Genomic DNA, 22,224 nt, shown 5'->3' with positions numbered 1-22,224 from the left:
TTGCTCATGGTTTCCGCCCTCAATTCATTGCAAACTTTAGTAATAATCTGAGCCAGGGGTACTGCCATTCGAGCAATATCAAAGCTGGTCTGTACGCAAGCTTATCAGGTCATGAAACCGAGAAAAATAATGGGGTTGCTGCTGGGGCTGTTAAGCACCGCGCACCTGGCCGCCGGCCAACGACCCGCCGCTGTCATTCCGCCAGCGGTGGCGCCGGCGCCCGTCGATGAGCTGGTGATAACCAACGTGAACGTGGTGAACGTGGACCTGGGCGAAATCGAACCCAACACCAACGTGGTGCTGCGCGACGGCTTCATCGTGTCGGTAGGCAAATGGCTGCCCGCCGGCCGGGGTGTGCCCGCGGTAGACGGCCGCGGCAAATACCTGGTGCCCGGCCTCTGGGACGGGCGCACCCACGCTCTCACCACGGCCGCCGTCGAGCAGGTGGCGCTGCCGCTCTACGTGGCCCACGGCATCACCAGCATCCGCGACGTGGGCACGGGCCGGCCCCTCACCGACTTGCTCCGCACCTACCAGGCCCTGGAAACCGGGGTGCGGCCCGGGCCCCGCATCGAGCTGGCCGGACCGGTGCTGGACGGCTCGGCCGACCACCACACCGGCCTGGGCCTGACGGCCACCCGCACCGAAGGCCGCCAGCAGGCCGAAGCCCAGATTCGGGCCGGCTGGTGCAGCCTGCAGCCGGGGCCCTGGCTTTCGCATGAGGCGTACTGGGGCGTGGCGGCAGCGGCCCAGGAAGCCCGTGTGCACCTGGTCGGCCCTGTGCCGGAGGCCGTGCCGGTGCTCGCGGCCGTGGCGGCCGGCCAGCGCGGCATCGAGCAGACGGACAAGCTGCTGCTGGGCTGCTCCGGCCGCGAAACGGAATTTGTGCAGGCGCGGGCGCTGGCCCTGGCCGGCCGGCGGCCCCTCGCCACCCTGCAGGCCCGCACCAAGGCCCAGCAGCCAGACATCGTGGCCAGCTTCAGCGCTGAGCGCTGCACGGCGCTGGCCCAGGCACTGGTGCAGTATCAGGTGTTCGTGCTGCCCCAGCTAGGCGCCCGCGACTTCGACCTGCGGCGCGACCCCGACCCGGAAGACCCGCGCTACCGCTCGGTGCCGGCCAGCGTGCGCCAGCAGTGGGCCCTGGCCGCCCACGAGCGGCCGCGCCTGGCCCCGGCCCGGCTGGCCCGCCTGCAAACGGCCGACTCGCTGCAGCGCCGCCTGGTGGCCGCGCTGGGGCAGGCGGGCGTGCGGCTGGTGGCGGGCAGCGACGCCGGCTCGGGCACGCCCCACATTTTCTACGGCGGCAGCCTGCACGACGAGCTTGAACGCCTCGTTGGCCTGGGCCTGACTCCCGCCGCGGCCCTGCGCGCCGCCACCATCAACGCAGCCATGGCGGCCGGCCGTGGCTTCGACCTGGGCCGCCTGCACTCCGGCTACCTGGCCGACATGGTACTGCTGAACGGCAACCCGCTCGACGACATCCACAACCTGCGCCTGATTCAGGCAGTGGTGCTGCGCGGCCACCTGTTCGACCTACCGGCCCTGGCCCGCCTGGCCGCCGATGCCGAGAAAGCCGCCGCCCAGCAAGACGCGGCTAGTCGTGCCGTCACGGCCATTCGCTGAGCTATTTATTGGAGTAGAAACCTTTTATAGCCTTTCAATTATGAACGCCAAGCAATCTGTTTTGTGGGGCTCGGCGGCGCTGGCGGCCGGGGCGGCTGGCCTGCTGCTAAGCCGGGCTGCCAGCGCCCGCCGCCTGCACGACGACGCAGCCCGGCTGTTTGCCGGCGCAGCCGACCCTTCGCGGCACGTGTACCGCGAGGCGCAGCTAGTGGGCCTGCCCGCCCCGGTGAGACGCTACTTCCGCCACGTGCTGCCCGATGGCCGGCCCTACCTGCGCGGCCTGCGCCTGCGCCACCACGGGCAGTTCAAAACCGATTTGAACAAGGAGTGGGTGGCCATAAGCGGCGAGCAGTACATGACGGCCTGCCCACCGGGATTCATCTGGCAGGGCAGCACTGGCCAGTTCACGGCCCGCGACGCCTACGAAGACGGCCATGGCCGCCTGGCGGTGCACCTGCTGGGCCTGTTGCCGGTGCTGCACGGCGAGGGGCCGCATTACGACAGCGGCGAGCTGCTGCGCTGGCTGACCGAAAGCGTGCTGCTGCCCACCGCCCTGTTGCCCAGCGACGAGTTGTGCTGGCTCGCCCTCGACGACCAATCGGCCCGGTTGCTGCTGAGCCACCACGGCCAGTCGGTGTCGTGCATTGTGCGCTTCAACGAGGCCAACGAAATCGAGGAATGCGAAGCCCTGCGCCATCGGGGCGACGCCGGCCTGCAGCCCTGGGTGGGCCGCTTCCTGCACTACCGCGACTGGCACGGCGTGCACGCCCCCAGCGTGCTGGAAGCCAGCTGGGTAGTGAACGGCCAGCGCCAGCCCTACGCCCGCTTCACGGTGCAGGAGCTGGAGTATGACCAGCTGAAGCCTTATTGAGTAAACCCTACACCCTGGCGGCATGATAAAAATCAGCCGCTCAGGTAATCTAAATCAGGGGTTTAAGAGAAGAAATTGACGATTTTTGGAAAGGTGCGTTGGCGGGTGCCGGGCAGGTGGTTGGGCGGGCTGCCGCGGTACCGCGCCTGCAGGAGCCTTCGACGCAGCTTCATGGGCGCCGGCCGAAAAACCGACGCTTAACCGGAATGGAAATGGGCGGCCTGACACCGCCCATTTCCTCCGCGCCCTCACTCTTTTCTGCTGATTGCCATGAGCCACAACATCGTCGTTCTCACTGATTTTTCGCTCGCGGCGGAGCGGGCCCGGGCCTACGCCGCCGTGCTGGCCGCCCCGCTGCAAGCCGACCTGCACCTCGTGCACGTGTACAGCCCCACGCCCATCACCACCGAGTACGGCCTCGTGCTGCCCGTGATGGACCCGCAGTACGCGCCCGAAACCCAGCGCAGCCTGCAGCAGGTGGCCAAATCCCTGCCCGTGGCGGCCACGGCCGAAGTGCTGGAAGCCGACTGGCCCGGCGCCATCGGCGAGGCCCTCGACAAGTACCGGCCGCTGCTGGTAGTAGCCGGCCTCACCGAAACGGAAGGCTGGTTCAGCGAGTGGTTTAGCAACCGCTCGCGGCCTTTGGCAGCCCAAACCGGCTACCCGCTGCTGCTGGTGCCCGAGCACCTGCCCGATGCCGCCCTGCGCCTGCCCCAGCGCCTGCTGCTGGCCATCGAAGACCGGCCGTTTCAACTGGAGCCACCGGCCCAGGCCGTGGCGGCCCTGCTCGACGTGCTGGCTCTTGACATTGTGGCCGTCACCGTATTGCCGCCCGAAGAAAACACCGGCGGCTGGGAGGGCCTGCGCGCCGCCCAGAAGAGCGGCCTGGCCGCCTGCATGCCCCGGTGCGGCCTGCATAAAGTGCAGAGCGAGCTGCCCGCCTCGGGTGTGCTGGAGGCCGTGAGCGACTTGCACGCTGATGTGCTGGCCCTGCTCGACCAGGGCCACGGCTGGGTACACAAGCTTTTCCGCGGCAGCGTCATCGACCACGTGTTGCGTCACTCGCGGGTGCCCGTGTTGCTGTTGGCAGCCCGGCTGCCATCGCCGGAGCCCGCGCCGCTGCCAAACTGGGTTATCTAAAGAGAGGAGATGTTGCGATGGTAAAAGAGAACGTCATGCTCCGGCTGCGCTCAGCCTGACAGTTTTGCTCGTTTATTTAAAATAAATTGTCAATCATGTGCCTCACTATCATTGTTATATCGGGATTTTATGAGCCGGCGCGGCACGCCATGCGCTATGCCGATACGCTGGCGCAGGCCGTGCGCGGCAACCTCGTGCTGCTGCACGTGAACCGCGCCTCCCTGTTTGACCCCTACGAGCTGGTGGGTGCGGTGGGGGAGCGGCTGCACCAGCAAGAACTGCAGGCGCAGAGCGATACGGCTATGGCCCTGCGGCAGCTGGCACAACGCCTGCACGTGCCCACCACGGTCGAAATGGCCACCGATTTGCTGCCCAATGTGGCCCGCGAGCTGGCGGCGCGCTACCACCCGGCCCTGTTCGTGCTGGGCCAGCCCGACGAGGACCACCCCGACTTTGCCGGCATGGCCACCATGTGCGCCGAGCTGTTGCGCGTTGGCCATTTCCCGGTGCTGGCCGTGCCCACTTCAGCCCCTGCCGACACGCCCCCGCACCGCTTCCTCATTGCCGCCGACCGTGAGCCCTTCACCCTGGGCCCGGCCAGCAAGGCCCTGTGCCCCGCGCTGGCTTTGCTGGGCACCGAGTTTGTGGTGGCCTACGTCTCGGCCGGAGTCGATGATGACGATGGCTGCGCTGAGGCGCTGCGGGCCGTGCGCAACAGCGGCCTGGTCGAGTTCAGCAACCCCGAGCTACAGGGCTACGTCGACAGCGATTATGCCCAGGGCCTGCTTACGGCGGCCCTGGAGGCGCCGGCCGAAGTGGTGGTGATGCTGGCCCGCGAGCGCAGCTTCATGAGCGAACTGTTTCACCGGAGCGTGACGGCCCGGCTGCTGGGGCGCTGCCCCGTGCCGGTGCTGGTGCTGCCCACTGCCGGCGAAGCGCACCGCCCCACCGCGGCCGAGCATGCCGCCGCCACTGCCATCGCCTAAACACACTGGCGTAGGAGAGAGGCCGCAATGCATCGGCTTGCGAAATCTCCAGGGGCGGTTTCAGATTTGGAAGAAAAGCATCGGGCTAAAAAGCCGCGGCGTGACGACAGAAGCTGCTTATCTGTCGTCACGCCGCGGCTTTTTAGCCCGATGCTTTTGCTGCTATGCTTCGCCACCAGGCCGATGCGTTAGCCGGCCTCTTCGGTGGGAAGCAGCAGCACCGGTACCTGGCAATGGCGCAGCACCCGCGCCGTCACGCTCCGGTGAAACAGCTGTTTCAGGAAGCTGCGCGGGCGGGCCATGAGCACCACCAAGTCGGCGTAGGTGTCTTCGCAGGCGCGCAGGATGCCGGCGGCGGGCGAGTGCTCCGCTACCTGGTACAGCTGCACGGGCGCCTGGGTGGGCAGAAGCAGGCTGGCTCGCAGCTCGGCCAGCAATAGCCTGCCAGTGGCCTCCTGAGCCTCGTCTTCGTCGAGCACGTGCGTAACGATGTAGGTGCTGGGGCTGGCCGCGAGCAGGGGCGCCAGGTGCCGCGCAGCCGCGTTGGGTGTAAAGGGCGCACCGTCGAGGGCGAAAAGCAGGCGCTGGGGCTCCCCGGGCGCGGGTGCTGCCTCGGGCACCAGCAGCACGGGCAGGTGCGTGGCACGCAGCGTCGGCAGCAGCTGGTGGTGCAGCAGGTGGTCGAGCAGGTCGTGCTCGGGGCTGAGGCCCAGCACCAGCAGCTGGGGGCGGTGCTGGCGCACGGCGGCGGCCAGGGCGCTGCACACGGGGCCGGTTGCTTCTTCGAAGGTGGCCGGGATGGGCAGCTGGCGGGCCAGGGCTTGCAGGCCGGCCAGCTGCTCGGCGCGCTCGTGCCCGGCGGTCGGGGCTGCCGCGCCGGCCAGCTCGGGGGCCAGCAGCACGGGCAGGGCCGGTGCCGCCACCAGCGCGGGCAGGTGAAGCAGCGTGAGGTGGGCGCCGAGGGGGGCGCCGAGTTCGGCGGCGTAGCGGGCGGCCCGCTCGGCCGATGCCGAGGAATTGACGAGAACCAGAATGGATGGTGCCATGACGAGAAAAAAGGTGGTGAGCTAGAAGCTTAATATGCGGGCCGTGCCGGGTTGGCACGTGCGGAAAAAGGCGAGCGGTGCGGCCATTTGCGACAAGCTGAAACCGGGGCGTAATGGCACTGGTCCAGCTCCAGATGGCGTTAGGCAATCAAGCCTTTTATTGTTGACAATATGCTGAATTAAATATATTTAAAACATGATTTTAATCAGGTTGCCAGCTCTGGGCTCAAGGCGGCCATGGCCTGCAGCTCTTGTTCCAGCTGCGCTACTTTGGAGGGCTTGCCGAACACGTACAGCGTATCGTGCAGCTCGATGAGGGTGCTGGTGGTGATGGGTTCCAGCATGGTGCCGTTGCGCCGGATGGCCAGCAGGCACAGGTTGAACCGCTCGCGCACGGTCCGTTCCGACAGGGTTTCGCCATCGAGGCAATGCTGCGGGTCGGTTTCGACATCTACCGAGGCCATCTCGGCCCCGGCCAGGCACACGTGAATGCTCGACCACGCCGCCCGGTTGATGGAGTGGGGCCGCAGCATGGCGTGGCTGCCGTGCCGGAGCTCGTCGATGAGCTTCTCGATGTCGTGCAGAGGCACCACGAAGCGCGTGAGCACGTGGGCCAGCATTTCGAGCGAGGTTTCCTGCTCCTGGGCAATGACTTCGGTGGCGCCGGCGTGATAGAGGTTTTTGCGCTCGTACACGTAGAGGCTGCGCACCAGAATGCAGCCCGTGGGGTTGATGCGCCGGATGGTGGCCACGGCCCGCACGGTGGCCGCCGGGTCGGATATGGCAATGACTACCACCCGCGCCCGCGCCACGCCCAGGTGCTCGAGCACGTGCTCGTGGGTCACGTCGCCGTACACGATGTGCTCGCCGCGCTTCAGGCCGCGGTGCACTTTGTCGGCGTCGGCTTCGAGGATGACGTAGGTGAGCTTGGCGAATTTGGCCGCGCGCACCAGGTTGCGGCCGTTCAGCCCGTAGCCCACTATCACGAGGTGGTCGCTGAGCCGGGTTTCGGGCGCGGGCAGGACTAGCCCGGCCGGTGGGGCGCTGCGGTGCAGGTGGCGCTCGTAGCGCAGCGGCCAGGACAGGCGCATCACCCAGTCCACCAGGGGCCGGGCGCCGGCCAGCACGCCGGGCGTGCAGCACATGGTGAGCACCGAAATGGCCAGAAAAACCTGGTAGCTGCTCGGCTGAATCAACCCGGCCTGCAGGCCCGCCCGCGACAGCACAAACGAAAACTCGCCCACCTGCGCCAGCGCCAGCCCCGTGAGTAGCACCTCGCCCACGGGCGCGCGCAAGCTCACGGTGGCCACCGGCGTGAGCAGCATTTTCAGCAATATTACCCCCGTGGTGAGCAGCACAATGGCCACCGGCCGGTCGAGCAGCACGTGCACGTCGAACAACATGCCGATGGACACGAAAAAGAAGCTGGCAAAAATTTCGCGGAAGGGCAGCACGTTGCTCACCGCCTCGTAGCTGTACTCCGATTCGGAAATGATGAGCCCGGCCAAAAAAGCGCCCAGCGCCATCGAAAGGCCTGCTACTTCGGTGAGCCAGCCCACGCCCAGGCAGGTGCCGATGATGGTGAGCAGAAACAGCTCGCGGCTGCGTGTGCGGGCCACGGCCAGCAGCAGGCGTGGCATGAGGTAGCGCGCGCCCAGCACCACCGCCGCCAGCACGCCCATAATTTTAACCAGCATTAAGCCCAGTGCCAGCCAGGGGCTGCCCTGGGTATGCCCGCTCAGCAGCGGCACCAGCAGCATCATGGGCACCACCACCAGGTCCTGAAACAGCAGGATGGCCAGCACTATCTGCCCGTGCATCGAGTCCACTTCCATGCGCTCCTGCATGAGCTTGAGCACGATGGCCGTGCTGCTCAGCGACAGCAGAAACCCCCAAAACACCGCCGTGCCCACCGAGCTGCCCGCTGCCAGGCTCAGCACCGCCACGGCCGCCACCGTGAGCCCCACCTGCAGCGTGCCCCCCAGAAAAACCGCCCGCCGGATGCGCGCCAAGCTCTGCACCGAGAACTCCAGCCCGATGGTGAACATGAGCAGCACCACGCCCAGCTCGGCCACCTGGTCTACCTGCTGCGGGGCTTTCACCAGCCCCAACGCGTAGGGCCCGGCCAGCATTCCCGTCACCAGAAAGCCGATGATGGACGGCAGCTTGATGCGGTTGAACACCAGCGTGACGCCCACCGACAGCAGCAGGATAATCAGCAAATCGTGCAGCAGCGTGTTGTTCATGGCTCCCCGCGCCGCAAGGCGCGCAAATGAGGTGATGGGAGAGGGCCACCGGGGCCTCAGGCCGACGGCCGTTTTTTCCGTTTGGCAGTGTGTGACCCTTGGGCCCCCGGCCCTTGGCTGAACGAATTGCCGAGGCTGGCCACCAGGTACCGCGCAATCTTGCGGGCGTCCTTGCGGTGGTGGGCCAGGGTGTGCTCGTCCAGCAGCTTGGCCAGGCGGTGGTTGAGCTTGTGAACAGTATGGGCCAGTGGCTTCTGGAGCTGCCGGGCATACTTGCGGCGCAGCTCACTTAGGTTGGCCTGAATGTCCTCGGCCAGATGAAATTGCGGATGATGCGCAGCTGTTTTCATGGCGTCGGGGAGGGGTGTATCAATGCGTATTAATGCAAATAATTCTTATTAAAGATAAAATTTAAATATATAATTTAATATGATTAAAATCAGTGCTTCGGCTTTTTTTCATCGCAAAACGGAATCTCAGGTCCGCTTCTGTCAAACAGCCGGCGGTGGAGCACGGGCAATAGCGACAGTTGTTGCGCTGCTTTTGCCCGTGCCCCACCGCCGGCTGTTTAAGTCGAGGCGCCGCGTGCCGGGCGGGCGGCCCGCGGCGCCAGGCAGTCGGTGCGTGCTTATTGGGCCATGCGGTAGCGCAGGCCGTCAAGCGAAATGGTGTATTGCTGCGGCGTGGTGCCGTGGCTGATGGTGTAGCTCATGGGGTAGTAGCCCGACTGCTCCACCGCGGCCGGCTGCCGGATGGCCGTGGTCTGGCTGAGGTTGGCGCTCAGGTAAGCCCGCGTAAACATGGGCTCCAGGAAAGCGACGTGGCCGTTGTAGGTGCCATAGATGAAGGTTTTGGTGAAGGTTTCGCCGTGCAGCTCCGGCGCCAGCACATCCAGCCAGTGGGAACCCATGTTGGGCACCAGCCCCGGCCCCTGCACATAGAGCGCGGGTATGTATTGCGCTGCCGGCGCTACGTCGAATGCCGGCGGCGCCAAAAAAGGAATGGCCGCCTGAGCTGCCTTGGTTATCATATAAAAATGCATGTCGAAGTGCGGCAGCATGTAAAAATCAGGTTCGTGCCCGGCCGGGTTCCAGCCCAGTTCGATGTGGTCGAAGGGCGGCACGGCCACCTGACGGGGCAGTTGCAGCACGTATTCGGCCGGCGCGGGGCCCGCGTTCAGCATCGAGCCGGCCGACACATCTACCCCAATTGCCGTGGGCTCTCCGGCGGCGTTCACCGTTTCCCAAGCCCGGGCCACGCCCTGCCCCACGGGCACCGCCGGGCCATAAAAAGTGCGGGTGAGGTCGGCTTTGGCATCTCCGGCCGGGGCATTGGGCGTTGCGGGGGCCACTACGTCCGTCGGGGCGCAGGCCGGCACCAGCAGGGAGAGTCCGGCCAGCAGCAACGGCTGCGCAATCAAAGCAATGAGATGTTTCAGTGTTCTCATGGTTGTAAAAGGTTAGGTAAAAAGTTAATTGGCCCTCGCGGCGGTAGCACCTCAGGCCCTGCTGCAAGGCAGTGCAAAAGCACCGGCACAGGTTTATTTATTAAATATAGTAAATGTTTAATAAATAAACCTGTGCCGGTGCATACTGATTTTTTTATGTAGCATTCCAAGGCGGCCGTCCGCCCTGCCTGAGGGAAGGCCAAGCGGGGGCCGCCAAAAAATTTTACTGCCGAGGCAATCCGCTCACGCAAGCCGTGGCGTAGGTGAGGCATCTTTCACAACATTCAGTCATCTGACTATATCCATGAAAAAGTCTTTGTTTTCCCTCGCTTTCGTTGCCCTGTTTAGCTTTGGTGCTACCCACACTGTCTCGGCCCAAGCTACCAAAACCGTGATGGTGGGCGGTGCCCCCATGTACCCCACGAAAAACATCGTGGAAAACGCCGTGAACTCGAAAGACCACACCACCCTGGTGGCCGCCGTGAAAGCTGCCGGCCTGGTCGAAACCCTGAGCAGCCCCGGCCCCTTCACTGTATTTGCCCCCACCAACGAAGCCTTCAACAAGCTGCCCAAAGGCACGGTAGAAACCCTGGTGAAGCCCGAGAACAAGGCCACCCTCACCAAAATCCTGACCTACCACGTGGTATCGGGCCGCATGACGGCTGCTGACCTGATGAAAGCCATCAAGGACGGCGGCGGAAAAGCCACCCTCAAAACCGTGCAAGGCGGTACCCTCACGGCCATGATGAAAGGCAAAGGCATTGAGCTGAAGGACGAAAAAGGCGGCACTTCGATGGTGACCATCGCCGACGTGCTGCAGAGCAACGGCGTGATTCACGTGGTGAACACCGTGCTGATGCCCATGTAATGTGTGCCTTTTCGCAGGCAATAAAAACGCCGCTGGCTTCGTGCCAGCGGCGTTTTTATTTTCTGTCATCCTGAGCGCAGCGAAGGACCTTATCACGCTTGGAGCATTAATTACTGCAAAAGTTCAGCCGTGATAAGGTCCTTCGCTGCGCTCAGGATGACAGGTATGGATATTAACCTCCGACCATCACCGGCATTCCTGCTCGGCGGCGCGAGCGTAATCATAGCCCAGGTTCACGGCGCGGTGGTAAAACTCACAGGCGGCGGTGGAGTCGCCGGTGTGGGCGGCGAGGCGGCCCAATAGGAAGTGTGTGCGGCCGTCTTTGGGGTTGGCTTGCAGGGTATTGAAGTAGTCGGTGCGGGCTTCGGCGTAGCGGCCCAGGGCGGCGAGGGCTACCCCGCGCAGCTGCACGAAGGACCAAGGCGTGGGCGCGGCGGCGCGGCGGCGCTGGGCCAGGCCGGTGCTGAGGTCGGTGAGCGCCAGGGCAGCGTTGTTCAGGTCGAGCAGGCGGCCGCGGCCGCGCGCTAGGTGGGCGGCGCTGAGGGTAGAGTCCTGTTGCAGGGCCTGCGAGTAGCGGAGGTCGGCATCAGCAGGGCGGCCCAGGGCGGTTTCGCAGCGGCCGAGGTGGTAGAGCACCTGGGCTTTGACGCGGCGCGGCTGGGGCTGGCGCAGCGCGGCCCGAAAATCGGCGCGGGCCGCTGCGGGGTCGTGCTCGAACAGGCGCTCCAACTCGCCGTGGCGGCGCAGGGCGGGGGCGTAGTCGGGACGGAAGTGCAGGGTTTCTTCCAGAAAAGCGTAGGCGGCCGCGAAGTTGCCGTTGGCGTAGGCGCGCAGGCCGTCGTCGTAGTTGCGGTTGGCCGAAACGCGGTCCATGGTCACCTTCACGGCGAATGAAAACAGGCCGATGCCCAGCAGGAACAGCAGCGTGAGACCCCAGTCGCGGGCGTTGAAGCGGGCGCGCTGCTGCGGAATGCGCTGGTAGTGCCGCTCGCGGCTGCCGGCGGGCGGGCGGGTACGCAGGGGCGCGGGCGGCGGCATGGGCACGCCGTACACGTGCTGGCTAACGGGGCGCTGCTGTTGCTGGCGGCGGGCTTCCTCGGCGCGGCGGGCCGCTTGCTGCAGCTGGAAGTCGTATGTAGCCCGGCGGCCAGGGTCGCCGAGGATGCGGTAGGCCAGGGCCACGGCCTTGAACTCGTCTTCGTAGCGGGCGTCGCCGCCGTGCTTATCGGGATGGTAGCGCACCACCAGCCGCCGGTAGGCACGCTTGATGTCGGCCGCGGCGGCCGAGGGGGCTACTCCAAGAACTTGATAATGATTCTGACTCACGCTGGGTGGCAAACACAAACGGCCGCACAAAAGTCAGCCACGCGCCGAAATTTTCCGTAGAACCGGCGCAGTCTGTTCTCCCTTTTTGGGGCAATGGCTGAGCTTCCCTGCTTTTTATTCTTTCTTGCCACCCCTTTCACGCGCCGTATGGTCACCGACGACGACACCTCCAAAACCCCTCGCAACGATAGCCTGATTGGCAATCTGACCGGCTACCTGGACACCCGCATCGACCTGGTGCGCCTCGAAATCCAGCAGAAGATTTCCACGGCCCTCGTGGGCACCATCCACGGCGTCACGCTGGCGGTGCTGGGCATGTTCTTCCTCATTTTCCTGAGCGTATTTGCCGGGCTGGCCCTTAATTCGGCCCTCGACAGCCCGTTTTGGGGCTTCGGCATCGTGGCCGGGTTTTACCTGGTGCTGCTGGTGCTGGTGCTGGTGGGCGTCGACAAATCGGCTTTCCAGGGCATCGTCAACAAGATGATGAAGGACACTATCTACAAATCTGACAAACGCCAAGCCTAACGCCTGCCATGAGCGACCTGCAAAATCCCCTGTTCGACGAGGAAAAAGAATTTCTCGAACGCAAAAAGCTGGAGTACGAGCGTGCCCTGCGCGGCGACGTCGACCACATCAAAGACCAATCGGTGAAAGTGGGCAAAGTGGCCGCCGTGGGCGCTGGCCTGGCCGGTGGCATCTGGCTCATCACCAAAGCCTTCAGCGGCAAGAAGAAAAAGAAGCACAACCCCTACATCGAAGAACACGAGGAAGACTACGGGCACGACGGCGCGGGCAGCCACGGCCACTACAACGGCTTCGATACCCACGAGTTCGACCACGACGGCGAGGAGTTCGATGCCGACGATGAAACCGGCCGCGGCTACTACACCGCCGGCAACGGCAAGCGTTATAAGAGCAAGTTCTACCGCAAGTCGGCCGCCGATTCGGCCCGTGCTTTTGCTGCCCACGACGAGCAGCACAACCAGCACGGACAAAGCCACCAGAACGACAACCTGGACTTTGGCACCGCCACCTCGCACGCCGAAAACCGTGCCCAGCTGGCCGGCGCCGGCCTGCCCGCCTATTCGTCGGGCCACGACACCGAGGAATTTGAGGACGACCCCTTCCAGGACCTGCCCTACGACGACAGCCGCCGCCTGCCCAACACGCACGCTTTCGACGAAGAGCACGGCCCCACGCGTCCCAGCTTCGTGACCGAGGTGCTGCAGTCGTTTTTGAAATCGGATACCGGCAAGGTGATAGTGGGCCAAGTGGCTGCCGTAGCCCTGGCGCTGGTGACCAAAAAAGTGAGCGAGTTCTTCCCGGCCGACAAGAATTCGGACGCGGCTTCTGACAATTCGGGCGTTAATTCCGACCTTGCAACTTCCTCGGGCTACGCGCCCGTCGAAACCGGGTTTGCGCCCGTTGCTTCGTCAGTTTCCCCCGATTCCCCGGATGCGTCCACCCACTACCAGTCTTTATGATGCGTTGCGGCTGCGTCGGCAGCACGGCCACAAAGCGTTGGCGGTGCTGCTCGACCCCGATAACTTAGACGAAAACAGCCTTTTGCACTTGCTGCGGTTGAGCGCAGTGCATCCGGTCGATTACTTTTTCGTGGGGGGCAGCCTGGTGCTTAGTTCGCACCAGGCTGCCCTCATTGCGTTGATTAAGGAGCACTCCAGCGTGCCGGTGCTGCTCTTCCCCAGCCACAGCCTGCACCTCGACGGCCCCGCCGACGGCGTGCTACTGCTCTCGCTGATTTCGGGCCGCAACCCCGATTTTCTTATCGGCCAGCACGTGGTGGCCGCGCCGCGCCTGCGCGCTAGCGGCCTGCAGCTGCTGCCCACCGGCTACATGCTGGTTGATTCGGGCCGCCAAACCACCGCGTCGTACATGAGCGGCACCACGCCGCTGCCGGCCGACAAACCCGGCATTGCCGCCTGCACCGCCTTGGCCGGCGAGCAGTTGGGCCTGAAACTGATGTACCTCGACGGCGGCAGCGGCGCCCAAAATCCGGTGTCGGGCGCCATCATCCGGGCCGTGCGCGACACCGTGGACACGCCCATCATCGTGGGTGGTGGCCTCAACACGGGCGAGAAAGTGTACGCCGCACTATCTGCTGGGGCCGACGTGGTGGTGGTAGGCAACCACATCGAAGCCAACCCCGAATTTCTGGGCGAAGTGGCGGGCGTAGTGGCCTCGTTCAATGGCGTGGCCGCTTCTGCTTAGCCAACACCGCTCGAACAGTTCTAACGCGTGTAGTGAGTACTCCGAGCCAGTGCCGTGAGCGCCACCAATGCGGCACGGGCGCGCGTTTTCACAGTAGCCACCGGAATGCCCAACTGCTCGGCGGCTTCCGCTTGGGTGCAGCCGCCGAAGTATAGTAAATCAATTACCTCACGCTGCCGCGGCTTGAGCGCCAGCGTGAGCTCGCGCAAGCCGATGTGCTCGGGGTTGAAGGTACTTACCGCCTCTACCCGGTGAGATGCGCAGGACTCCAGCGGCTGGTTGCGGTGGTTGAACCGATGGCGGGGGTTGCGCAGGGCATCGATGGCGTGATTGCAGCACACGCGCACCATCCAGGAAAAAAAACGGCCCCCCTCCGGCTGGTAGCTGGCAATGCCCTGCCAGATTTTGAGCAGCCCCTCCTGCAAAATGTCTTGGGCCAGGTCTTCGTCGCGCACCAGCCGCACTATCACCGTGAGCAGCTGCCGGCCGTATTCCCGTTGCACGTATCCCAGGGCCTGCTCGTCGCGAGCCTGCAGTCGGCGCACCAGTTCGGCTTCGTCCAGGGAAACAGGCAGCGCCAGGGAATTTGTCATAAAAAAATAGTAGAGAAGGCAATAGGCAAGGGGAGGCTGACAATGGCTCTGCGGGTGCATACGTGCACCGCCGTTTCAGGATTGAGCCCCAGCTGATGGGCATGACCAACTTACTAATAATTATCAGTAAGGTTCGTTTCTGGGCGCGTGTTTTTAAGCAAAACAGGCATCCTCAGAAGACACGTCGGGGCAGCCGGGCATAATGGGGAAAACCCCGGTAATAAGCGGAAGCCCGCGCTTGTTGTGTAACTTTCGAATACCCGGGCTCACGCCTTGCTTCTAATTTCTTGGGCTGTCCCTTTTTGTATTTATGTCCGCTCCAGCTTCTTTGGTGCCTTCGTACGAGGCCGAGCGCCTGCAATCCCTGCGCCATTACAATTTCCTCGCCGGCCCGCCCGACGACGTTTTTTATGCAGTGGTGGCGCTGGCCGCGCAGGTTTTTGGCCAGCCTCTTTCTTTCGTAGCTCTTGTAGATGCCGGCGAGGTGATTTTTCCCGTGCAGCACGGGTCGGGGCCCATGCCGTCGGTGCCCCGGGCGCAGGCCCTGTGCTCGTCGGCCATTCTGGCGCCGGGCGTGGTGGCCTACGAAAACCTGACTGCCACGGCCCTAACCGGAGCTGATGCACCCGCCATTGGGGCTGCCGTGGCACAGGGCAATGCATTTTATGCCGCCGCGCCCCTGCGCATGCCCGACGGCTACCAGATTGGTGTGCTGTGCCTGATGGGCCCACAGCCGCGTTCCTTCAGCCAGGCCGAAGCCGAAGTGCTCGAAGCCATGGCCAGCGTATTCAGTGTGGCGCTGGGCGTGCGCCATCTCTGCCTGGAAACCCCGGAATTGGGCTCCGAGGAATGGGCGGTGATACGCGCCCGCCTCGGCGCGGGCCTGGCGGCGCTTCATGGGCAGGCCCAAGAGCTGTTGCTGGCGCATGGTGCGGCGGTGCCCGTGCCCGCTGCCGTGCTGGAACCGTTGCGACTGGGGCTGCTCGAACTGAACCTCGGGCTCGCAGAATGAGTCGGCATGACTCTGCGCAGCAACTGCCTTATGGTTTGGAGGTGGCTGCCGCTACCCGGTCGCGCACCGGGCCTGCAGTGAGGGTTGGGTAGGGGTCGGCACGGCGCAGGGCTGTCAGGTAGGCCACGAGGACGGGATGTTACTGCGTTTTCTGAACTCCGAAAAAGAACAAGCCAAGGCATAAGATTTCCTAAGCCAACTGCTAAAGAGTCAGGTAGAACCATTCGCAGCATGGTCCTGATAATTTCCAATCTATTTCCCCAGCGGCAGGGCCACCACCACGGCAAAGCCCGATGGCTGCGGCTCGTAGCACACGGTGCCGCCCACGGCGTGGGCGCGGGCCTGCATGTTGGCTAGGCCGTGACCGCCGGGGCGGAATTGGCCGTCGTGGCCGCGGCCATCGTCGGCCACGGTCAGGGCCAGGCCCAGGGCTGTAGCGGCCAGCTGCACCGTCACGGTGGTGGCGCGGGCGTGCTTCACCACGTTGTGCAGGGCTTCTTTATAGATGAGGTAGAGGTTGTGCCCTAGGTCGGGAGCCAGCTCGGGGTTGGGCAGGTCGGCGGCGGTGAGAAAGCGCACATCGAGTCCGGCGGGAGGCAGCACCTCCTGGGCGTGGTCGCGCATGCGGGCCAGCAGCTGGCTGAGGCTGATGTGCTGCGCATCGAGGCCCCACACCACGTCGCTCATTTGTTGGGCGGCCTGGCGGGCGGCCACAGCCATGGCATCGAGCCGGGCCAGGGTTTGGGCCGGGCTGTGAGGTGTTTCGCGCAGCAGGCTGCTGTGCATGCTGATTTGGGTGAGCAGGTTGCCCACGTCGTCGTGCAGGTCGGCGGCCAAGCGCTGGCGCAGGGCGTGCTCGGCCTGCCATTGCTGCTCGCGCTGGCGGGCGCGGCGCTGCTGCCAGCCATACACCCCGGCCCCGGCCCCGGCCACCAGCAGGCCCGTGAGCAAGGCCCACACGCCGGGCCGCCGCCACCAGTAGATGCGCACCTGCACCGGCACACGCAGCACCTGGCGGGCGGGCGTGCCCAGCCCGGTTTCGCCCCGCAGTTCCAGCGTGTAGTCGCCGGGCTCCAGCCCTTGCAGGCGCAGGCGGTTGCTGGTGCCCAGCTCCTGCCAGGCGGCCGGGCCGCTGCCCAGCAGGCGGAAGGCGAAGCGGGCGGGCTCGGGGCCATCGTCGTCGCTCAGGCTCAGGGCCAGGTCGGCGAAGGCATCGCCGGGGGCCAGCGCTAGGCCCTGGGGCAGGGTGCCGGGCAGGTAGTCGGTGCGGATGGTATCGGGCTGGGCGTGGTGCTGGGTGAGGGTGGTGAGCAGCAGCCGGGGGCGGTGCTCCGCGGCGGCCAGTGCCTGGGGCGCCAAGAAGCTCAGCCCGCCCACGCCGCCCACGTACAGGCGCTGCCGGGCCGTGTCGTACCAGGCCGACTGGCGGTTGAGGTCGTTGGTGGCCAGGCCCTGGGCGGTGGTCAGGTCGCTGCGGCGGCCGGTGCGAGGGTCGTAGCGCACCAGGCCCAGGTCGGTGCCTACCCACAGCACCCGGCCCGGCGGGGGGGCCAGCACAAAAGCCACCACCTCGCTGGGCAGGCCCCGGCCGCGCGTGAGCTGGCGGCGCACGCCCAGCCGGGGGTGCAGCAGCAACAGGCCGGCATCGGCGGTCGCCAGCCAGAGGCTGTCGGGGTGGGTGAAGAGTAGGGCGCGCAGCAGGCCCGTGGGCAGGCGGCGGGGCGGCGGCTCGTCGGGGCCGTAGTGGCGCAGGGCGCCAGTGGCGGGTTGCAGGGCATACAGGCCCTGGCTGGTGGCCAGCCACAGCTCGCCGTGGATGCCTTCGGTTATGGCCTCAATCTCGCAGTGGTGCAGGGGCCAGGCGTCGTCGCCCTCGCGGTAGCGGCGGCGGGTACGGGCGGCTAGGTCGAGCAAAAACAGCCCCTCCTGCCCGCCGGCCCAGAGCTGTCCGGCCCGGCTGCGCAGCAGGCAAAACGTGGTGTGGCCCATGGGCTGGGGGTGCAGACCGGGCCAGGCCAGATGCTCGGCCCGGGAGCCGGCCACCAGCGCCACGCCCTCGTTTTCGAGGCCTACCAGCAGGCGGCCGTCGGGCAAGGCCAGGCGGCAAAACCACACCCCCCGGCCGGCCGGGTTGGCCCAGCGGCGCAGGGGGGCCAGGGGGCTGTCGGCGGCTTGCGCGTAAGTGTCGGCGTAGGTGCCCACCAGCAGGCGGCCATCGGGCAGGCGGCCCAGGCTGCGGGTGCTCAGGTGCTGGCCGTCGGCCACCGGCAGGGCCTGCACGGCCAACGGGCGGGGCCAAAGCTGCCACACGCCCGGTACTCCCTCGGCAAAGGTCCACAGGCCGGTATTGTCGCGGTTAAAGGCCAGCCACCCATTCCAGCCCGTAGTCAGGGGTAGGGGCTGGGCGCGCAGCACGGGTGGCCCCGCCCGCCGCCGCACGTTCAGCGAGAGCAATTGCCCAGCCCCCAGCCAATACCAGGTGCTGTCGCGCACCAGCACGTCGAGGTGGGGCGTGGCGGCCGTGTTGCGAATGCGGGGCCAGCTGGCCAGCACCCGGGGCGGGCGTGCGGGGCCCAGCTCCAGCAGGGTGCTGTCGTTGAGGGCGTAAGGCCCGTGCGGCAGGCGCAGCGCGTGGGTGGTGGGCTGCACGCAGCGCCAGCCGGTAGCCGTGCGTAGGCGGTAGCGGCGGCTGTCGGGAGCCAGGCGTCGGTGCCGCCCGCCCGGCAGCAGCAGCCAGCTCGAATCGGCATCAAAGAGTAGCAGCCGGCCGGCCGAGTCGGGCTCGAGCGTGCCAATTCCACCGGGGCCGGGCACCCGCCACGCTAGGCGGGGCACTTGTCGGGGTTGGCTCAGCGGCAGGCGGAGCACGGCCTGCCCCGTGCGGGTTCCCCACAGCGTCCAGAGCGCCCCCTGGTGCAGCAGCAGGCTGCGCGCATAGTCGCGCGGGCCGATGATGGACGGCAGCGGTACCCGGCGCAGCTCGCCGCTGGCGGGCACAAAGGCGTAGAGGCCATAGGGGGGCAGTGACACCCACACCGTGCCGGCGGCATCGACCACCACGCGAATGGCCTGGCCGTGGGGCGTGGGGCCGCGCCGCACCAGCTGGGCCAAGGGCACGAGCTGGCGGCCGTCGTAGCGGAACAGGCCCTGCCGGGCGGCCACCCAGGCAAAGCCGGCGGCATCGCGGGCAATGTCGCGCACGCCCACAGTGCTCAGGCCTTGGTCGAGGTGCTGCTCCAGGGGCTGGGCGCGGGCCACTGGGCTGGCCAGCAGCAGGCAGGCCAGGGCCAGCAACCCGTATAGAATTCTTATTCGCTTAAGCATAGTGCTGGCCAGAAAGGCCAGCAACTTGCCGCCAGGAATTTATCGGTAGAGTAGATGTTATTTTCATCTAAGAAAGAATAAATGAGATATTATTACGCAACAGTACGACATAATTGCTGCAGATGAAAGCGGCTGGAAGCCTCACATTTTGCCCGGTTCGAGCTTCTTCCACAAGGGCTTGTATGCTCTTATCCTCTCAACGGAGCATCTGAAAAGCAAGCTTCCCCAGAACTTGTGCCCCTACCTAAAATTCTTGACCCGTGCCAGCGCACAACGCGGCCAGCGAGTAGCTCCTACAGACCGGCACAGCCACGGCGCTTTTTTCACAAAAAAGGAATGCCCGCAACGCAGGTTGCGGGCATTTCTCATAAAGTTGCGTAAACCTGATGGGTGGCCGGCTGGGACACCGGGGCTACTTCGCCGCCGTAGCGGGCGGCGTCAGCTTGTAGCCCAGCGCCTGTGTCAGGCTCAGGTTGTCGAAGTAGAAACGGTCCAGGTCTATTTTTCCTTTCGTGACATGGGCCGTCAGCTGGAAGGGCGCGCGCAGGGTTTTGCCGCCCTGGGTGAACGTGTACACGCCCCAGGTGGCCACCCAGTTGCCCACCAGCCGGCCCGACTTTACCCGAAAAGCCGTCTGGCCTTCCAGGCGCAGCTTGCGGTTGAGCTGCGTTTTGTAGCGTCGCTGCCACTCGGTCATCATTTGGTCGCGGCTGGCCGAATCAGTCGCAGCGGGGCCGTAGCTCCGGTAGGCATCTGTCACCAGCAGCCGGGCCTTGTCCGTATCGCCGGCTATCAGGAAGTTGAGGTAGTTCGCAACGGTCTGGATGTCGGCCTCGGCGGTGGGGTTCTCGCCCACCAAGTCTGTGTAGCGGGCCGCTGGGGCCGGCTTGGTCTGGGCCTGCGCCGGCCGGTGGGCCGCCAAAACCGCCACAGCGGCCAACAACAGGGTGAGGATGAAGTTTTTTTGCATGGTTGCGGGAGCTGAAAAAAGCCTGCTGAAAGAATGAAAAATGCTGGTTGCGCAGGGAAACAAGTCCCTACACGGCAGCCCTCGACTTATTCTACCACTACGCGCTTCATTACCAGCGCTTCGCCGGTTTGAAGCCGCAGCGAGTACACACCCGGCGTTAGGCCGCGCAGGTTGAACTCAGCCGTGCCGCCGGTGGCGGGCAGGTGCAGCGGCCGGGCCTGCACCACCTGGCCCAGCGCGTTGAGCAGCGTGGCCGAGGCCGCCCCCAGCGGGCCGGCGGGCACGGCCAGCGTGAAGGAGCCGTGGGCGGGGTTGGGGTAGAGGCCCACGGTGGCGGCCAGGGCTTCATTGCGCGTAGCCGAGACGAGGGCTAGCTGCACATTATCGATACCGATATCGGAGGTGGCGGGGCCGTAGTCGCTGGTGGCGCGGAAGCGGATGACCGTGGTGGCCGAGGTGCTGGCAATGGTGGCCGTTTGGCGCGTGATGGTGGGGCTGACGCCAACCGTGAGCACGGGCGCGGGGCCGAACGTGGCGCCGCCGTCGGTGCTCACCAGCACATCCAGCACGTCGGTGCCACTCAGGTTGATGTAGTCAAACGTCAGGGTTTTGGCGCCGGCCGCGCTCAGGTTCACGTACAGGTCGAGCGTCCCGGTAGTCCCCAGCGGGGCATCGTAGGAGTTGAAGCGGGCCGAATGCGCGCTCTGGCTGCCGCCCCCGGGGTAGACGCCCAGGTTGGTAAGCCAGTTGGCGGAAGCGCCGTCGTCTTCGCGGCGCCACGACTGGTTGCCGCTGGCGGGGGTGTTGCGCCAGTTGTTGCTCGGAGCGTCGCGCACGGCCCCAACGCTCAGCCACGGTCCCTCAAATCCCTCGTTTACGGGCAGGGTGGCGTAAGCAGCAGCGGCCGGCGGTGGGGTGGTGAAGTTGACAAAGGCCGGATATGAGGCTTGGCCGCTGCCGCAACTGGCCGCCACGCTTGCCGTGTAGGTAGCGCCGGCCACGAGGCCGCTGAGCGAGACCGACGAAGTGCTGACGACCATGGTGGTGGCGGGCTGAACGCTGCCAAAGTACGTCAGGGAATAGCTGCCGCTGCCCCCCGTCGGCGGCGTAAATGTGAGCGTGGCGCCATTGGGCGTGAGGGCGGTAGCCGACAGGCTGGCAGGCCTGGGGCAGGCAATGGCCGGGGCCGTCACGGCTTCTATCATCAGCCGCTTGTAACCCCCGGTGTTGCTATTCAAGGGCTGGGGAAGTGGAAAGGAGGTAGCCGAAACGACGTAGAAAGCATCTTTCCGGCCCGGTTCATCAATCTGAACACCGAAGGGCGCGAAATTGACCGTCTGGCCAGGTGGATACACCGCTACCATGCCCACCAGCACGTCGGTGCCCGCTGGCAGGGGCACCTGGGTTCTCAGGTCCAGGGTCACGTAGGAATTGATATCGGCAGGGGCCAGCACGTAGTTGTTCGAGCGGGCCAGCACCGCGCCGGTGGCCTGGTCAACCAGTATTCCGTACACCGTTTTGCCAATGCTACTCCCGGGTTGGCCGCCCGCCAGCCCGCTGAAATTGACAACATACGAGCGAATCTGCGTCACGCTGACGGGGCTGTTGATGCGGTAGCGGCAGGCAAAAGCCATGTCGGTCACGCCTATTCCAAGCTGGAAAGCACCCGTGGCACCGCCCGGTGCGGCGTAGGAATAGGTGGTGGCGTTCACCTCTTGCGCCACGTTGCGGCTGTTATTGGTGTTGTCGTCGTCGGCCGGAACGGTTACCGCCAGGGTATTCGTCCCGGCAACGGTCGGTGTAAAGCTCACAAAGCTCACCGTAGTCGAGGCCCCAGCGGCCAGCGAGGCCACGGTCTGGGTGTTGGTGAAGGGGTTGGCCCCGGTCACGGTTAAGGTCACGGGCAGGTTTGTTTGGGCGGTAGCGCCCTGGTTGCTCACCACCGCCCGCACCACGTGCGGTGCGCCCGGAGGAATGGGCAGTTGCGTGAGCGTAAGCACTGACTCCACGGCCGCGTCGTTAGCCACCGGCACCGATGCGCAGATGGTGAAGGCGCCCTGCGCATCAGCGGAGCCATAGCCCGATACGGCCACGTAGTAAGTGCTGGAGGGCGTGAGGCCCGCCGCCACCAGCCGGGCAGCCTGCGCGTTGTTGGAACCACCATTCGAGCAGGCAACAGCCGTGAAGGGGCCCGCCCCGCCCACCGTGGTCGAAAACAGCCGCACCTGACCAGCGGCGGTGCCCGTCACGGCAATGGCTGCCGCCGTGCTGCCGGGGTTGCCGGCCGCGGGGGTTCTGAAGCGAAACCATACGTCCTTGGGTGCCGTGGCTATGCCGCAGCCGGGGTTGGTGTAGCCGTTGGGCGTGGTGGTAGTGGCTCCTGCGTTGGTGGCGCTGGTGGGCGTGCAGGTAGTGCTCAGGGGCAAGGCAATGGCACCCAGGGGGTCGTCGTTGGCGGGGGCCTGGGCGTGGCCGGCCAGGGGCAGAAGCGAGGCCAGGCATAGCCCGGCGCGGGTCAGGCAATGCGGTAAAGACGTTTGCAT

At 65.5% G+C, this 22,224-nt stretch carries 18 protein-coding genes; 9 read left to right on the top strand and 9 right to left on the bottom strand.

Going from position 1 to position 22,224, the window contains the following annotated elements; genetic code table 11:
- The first annotated feature begins 111 nt into the window (after positions 1-111).
- The 4 genes from I2I01_RS14605 to I2I01_RS14590 all read left to right on the top strand — a co-directional run bounded on the left by I2I01_RS14605 (position 112) and on the right by I2I01_RS14590 (position 4,620).
- A complete protein-coding gene (locus I2I01_RS14605) occupies positions 112-1,623 on the top strand; it encodes an amidohydrolase family protein (RefSeq protein ID WP_196287218.1) in 1,512 nt (503 codons plus the stop codon).
- Between the two features lie 40 nt (positions 1,624-1,663).
- Positions 1,664-2,494, top strand: coding sequence for a DUF6544 family protein (locus I2I01_RS14600; RefSeq protein ID WP_196287217.1), 831 nt, complete (start codon positions 1,664-1,666; stop codon positions 2,492-2,494).
- 270 nt (positions 2,495-2,764) lie between these two features.
- The gene (locus tag I2I01_RS14595; RefSeq protein ID WP_196287216.1) at positions 2,765-3,634 is read left to right on the top strand and encodes a universal stress protein; all 870 of its coding nucleotides are present in this window, start codon (positions 2,765-2,767) and stop codon (positions 3,632-3,634) included.
- A gap of 95 nt (positions 3,635-3,729) precedes the next feature.
- The gene (locus tag I2I01_RS14590; RefSeq protein WP_196287215.1) at positions 3,730-4,620 is read left to right on the top strand and encodes a universal stress protein; all 891 of its coding nucleotides are present in this window, start codon (positions 3,730-3,732) and stop codon (positions 4,618-4,620) included.
- A gap of 188 nt (positions 4,621-4,808) precedes the next feature.
- On the opposite strand, the gene I2I01_RS14585 is transcribed toward I2I01_RS14590, so the two are convergent.
- From I2I01_RS14585 to I2I01_RS14570, 4 genes are all read right to left on the bottom strand, one after another.
- Positions 4,809-5,666, bottom strand: coding sequence for a universal stress protein (locus I2I01_RS14585; protein ID WP_196287214.1), 858 nt, complete (start codon positions 5,664-5,666; stop codon positions 4,809-4,811).
- A 206-nt stretch (positions 5,667-5,872) separates the two neighbouring features.
- The gene (locus I2I01_RS14580) at positions 5,873-7,912 is read right to left on the bottom strand and encodes a monovalent cation:proton antiporter family protein (protein WP_196287213.1); all 2,040 of its coding nucleotides are present in this window, start codon (positions 7,910-7,912) and stop codon (positions 5,873-5,875) included.
- A gap of 56 nt (positions 7,913-7,968) precedes the next feature.
- Positions 7,969-8,262 carry a hypothetical protein gene (locus tag I2I01_RS14575; RefSeq protein WP_196287212.1) on the bottom strand — a complete coding sequence of 98 codons (294 nt, stop codon included), beginning with the start codon at positions 8,260-8,262 and terminating at the stop codon, positions 7,969-7,971.
- Between the two features lie 278 nt (positions 8,263-8,540).
- Positions 8,541-9,359, bottom strand: a complete 819-nt coding sequence (locus tag I2I01_RS14570; protein ID WP_196287211.1) for a DUF5602 domain-containing protein — start codon at positions 9,357-9,359, stop codon at positions 8,541-8,543.
- A gap of 304 nt (positions 9,360-9,663) precedes the next feature.
- On the opposite strand from I2I01_RS14570, the gene I2I01_RS14565 reads away from it, so the two are divergent.
- Positions 9,664-10,227: a fasciclin domain-containing protein gene (locus I2I01_RS14565; protein WP_196287210.1), complete on the top strand. Its 564-nt coding sequence runs from the start codon at positions 9,664-9,666 to the stop codon at positions 10,225-10,227.
- A gap of 186 nt (positions 10,228-10,413) precedes the next feature.
- Here the strand turns inward: I2I01_RS14565 and I2I01_RS14560 are convergent, their stop codons facing one another.
- Positions 10,414-11,553 carry a J domain-containing protein gene (locus I2I01_RS14560; RefSeq protein WP_196287209.1) on the bottom strand — a complete coding sequence of 380 codons (1,140 nt, stop codon included), beginning with the start codon at positions 11,551-11,553 and terminating at the stop codon, positions 10,414-10,416.
- A gap of 147 nt (positions 11,554-11,700) precedes the next feature.
- Here I2I01_RS14560 and I2I01_RS14555 point away from each other — a divergent pair, with 147 nt between their 5' ends.
- Genes I2I01_RS14555 through I2I01_RS14545 form a run of 3 tightly spaced genes read left to right on the top strand, consistent with a single transcriptional unit; the run spans position 11,701 to position 13,782 of the window.
- Positions 11,701-12,078 (top strand): phage holin family protein, encoded by a 378-nt coding sequence (locus I2I01_RS14555; protein ID WP_196287208.1) that lies wholly within the window; start codon positions 11,701-11,703, stop codon positions 12,076-12,078.
- 8 nt (positions 12,079-12,086) lie between these two features.
- Positions 12,087-13,037 carry a hypothetical protein gene (locus I2I01_RS14550; protein ID WP_196287207.1) on the top strand — a complete coding sequence of 317 codons (951 nt, stop codon included), beginning with the start codon at positions 12,087-12,089 and terminating at the stop codon, positions 13,035-13,037.
- On the top strand, positions 13,009-13,782 hold the full coding sequence (locus I2I01_RS14545; RefSeq protein WP_196287206.1) for a geranylgeranylglyceryl/heptaprenylglyceryl phosphate synthase: 774 nt from the start codon (positions 13,009-13,011) through the stop codon (positions 13,780-13,782). The genes I2I01_RS14550 and I2I01_RS14545 overlap by 29 nt, the downstream gene beginning before the upstream one ends.
- A gap of 20 nt (positions 13,783-13,802) precedes the next feature.
- On the opposite strand, the gene I2I01_RS14540 is transcribed toward I2I01_RS14545, so the two are convergent.
- On the bottom strand, positions 13,803-14,375 hold the full coding sequence (locus I2I01_RS14540) for an RNA polymerase sigma factor (RefSeq protein WP_196287205.1): 573 nt from the start codon (positions 14,373-14,375) through the stop codon (positions 13,803-13,805).
- A 310-nt stretch (positions 14,376-14,685) separates the two neighbouring features.
- Between I2I01_RS14540 and I2I01_RS14535 the strand changes: the two genes are divergently transcribed.
- Positions 14,686-15,387, top strand: a complete 702-nt coding sequence (locus I2I01_RS14535) for a GAF domain-containing protein (RefSeq protein WP_196287204.1) — start codon at positions 14,686-14,688, stop codon at positions 15,385-15,387.
- Between the two features lie 252 nt (positions 15,388-15,639).
- Here the strand turns inward: I2I01_RS14535 and I2I01_RS14530 are convergent, their stop codons facing one another.
- The 3 genes from I2I01_RS14530 to I2I01_RS14520 all read right to left on the bottom strand — a co-directional run bounded on the left by I2I01_RS14530 (position 15,640) and on the right by I2I01_RS14520 (position 22,224).
- Positions 15,640-18,711 (bottom strand): sensor histidine kinase, encoded by a 3,072-nt coding sequence (locus I2I01_RS14530; RefSeq protein ID WP_196287203.1) that lies wholly within the window; start codon positions 18,709-18,711, stop codon positions 15,640-15,642.
- 412 nt (positions 18,712-19,123) lie between these two features.
- Entirely contained in the window at positions 19,124-19,681 is a 558-nt protein-coding gene (locus tag I2I01_RS14525; RefSeq protein ID WP_196287202.1) for a nuclear transport factor 2-like protein, read from the bottom strand.
- A gap of 86 nt (positions 19,682-19,767) precedes the next feature.
- Positions 19,768-22,224 (bottom strand): fibronectin type III domain-containing protein, encoded by a 2,457-nt coding sequence (locus I2I01_RS14520; RefSeq protein ID WP_196287201.1) that lies wholly within the window; start codon positions 22,222-22,224, stop codon positions 19,768-19,770.

Origin of the sequence: Hymenobacter properus (assembly GCF_015694735.1) — a bacterium.
GTDB classification, from domain to species: Bacteria; Bacteroidota; Bacteroidia; order Cytophagales; family Hymenobacteraceae; genus Hymenobacter; species Hymenobacter properus.
The sequence above is the reverse complement of the archived record's forward strand: the minus strand, read 5'-3'. Positions and strand labels throughout refer to the sequence as shown.

Excerpts from the sequence above, each read along its gene's own strand:
- I2I01_RS14590 (WP_196287215.1), top strand. The coding sequence starts at position 3,730 with ATGTGCCTCACTATCATTGTTATATCGGGATTTTATGAGCCGGCGCGG.
- I2I01_RS14570 (WP_196287211.1), bottom strand. The coding sequence starts at position 9,359 with ATGAGAACACTGAAACATCTCATTGCTTTGATTGCGCAGCCGTTGCTG.
- I2I01_RS14550 (WP_196287207.1), top strand. The coding sequence starts at position 12,087 with ATGAGCGACCTGCAAAATCCCCTGTTCGACGAGGAAAAAGAATTTCTC.
- I2I01_RS14555 (WP_196287208.1), top strand. The coding sequence starts at position 11,701 with ATGGTCACCGACGACGACACCTCCAAAACCCCTCGCAACGATAGCCTG.
- I2I01_RS14535 (WP_196287204.1), top strand. The coding sequence starts at position 14,686 with ATGTCCGCTCCAGCTTCTTTGGTGCCTTCGTACGAGGCCGAGCGCCTG.
- I2I01_RS14545 (WP_196287206.1), top strand. The coding sequence starts at position 13,009 with ATGCGTCCACCCACTACCAGTCTTTATGATGCGTTGCGGCTGCGTCGG.
- I2I01_RS14565 (WP_196287210.1), top strand. The coding sequence starts at position 9,664 with ATGAAAAAGTCTTTGTTTTCCCTCGCTTTCGTTGCCCTGTTTAGCTTT.
- I2I01_RS14600 (WP_196287217.1), top strand. The coding sequence starts at position 1,664 with ATGAACGCCAAGCAATCTGTTTTGTGGGGCTCGGCGGCGCTGGCGGCC.
- I2I01_RS14605 (WP_196287218.1), top strand. The coding sequence starts at position 112 with ATGAAACCGAGAAAAATAATGGGGTTGCTGCTGGGGCTGTTAAGCACC.
- I2I01_RS14595 (WP_196287216.1), top strand. The coding sequence starts at position 2,765 with ATGAGCCACAACATCGTCGTTCTCACTGATTTTTCGCTCGCGGCGGAG.
- I2I01_RS14580 (WP_196287213.1), bottom strand. The coding sequence starts at position 7,912 with ATGAACAACACGCTGCTGCACGATTTGCTGATTATCCTGCTGCTGTCG.
- I2I01_RS14525 (WP_196287202.1), bottom strand. The coding sequence starts at position 19,681 with ATGCAAAAAAACTTCATCCTCACCCTGTTGTTGGCCGCTGTGGCGGTT.
- I2I01_RS14530 (WP_196287203.1), bottom strand. The coding sequence starts at position 18,711 with ATGCTTAAGCGAATAAGAATTCTATACGGGTTGCTGGCCCTGGCCTGC.
- I2I01_RS14575 (WP_196287212.1), bottom strand. The coding sequence starts at position 8,262 with ATGAAAACAGCTGCGCATCATCCGCAATTTCATCTGGCCGAGGACATT.
- I2I01_RS14520 (WP_196287201.1), bottom strand. The coding sequence starts at position 22,224 with ATGCAAACGTCTTTACCGCATTGCCTGACCCGCGCCGGGCTATGCCTG.
- I2I01_RS14585 (WP_196287214.1), bottom strand. The coding sequence starts at position 5,666 with ATGGCACCATCCATTCTGGTTCTCGTCAATTCCTCGGCATCGGCCGAG.
- I2I01_RS14540 (WP_196287205.1), bottom strand. The coding sequence starts at position 14,375 with ATGACAAATTCCCTGGCGCTGCCTGTTTCCCTGGACGAAGCCGAACTG.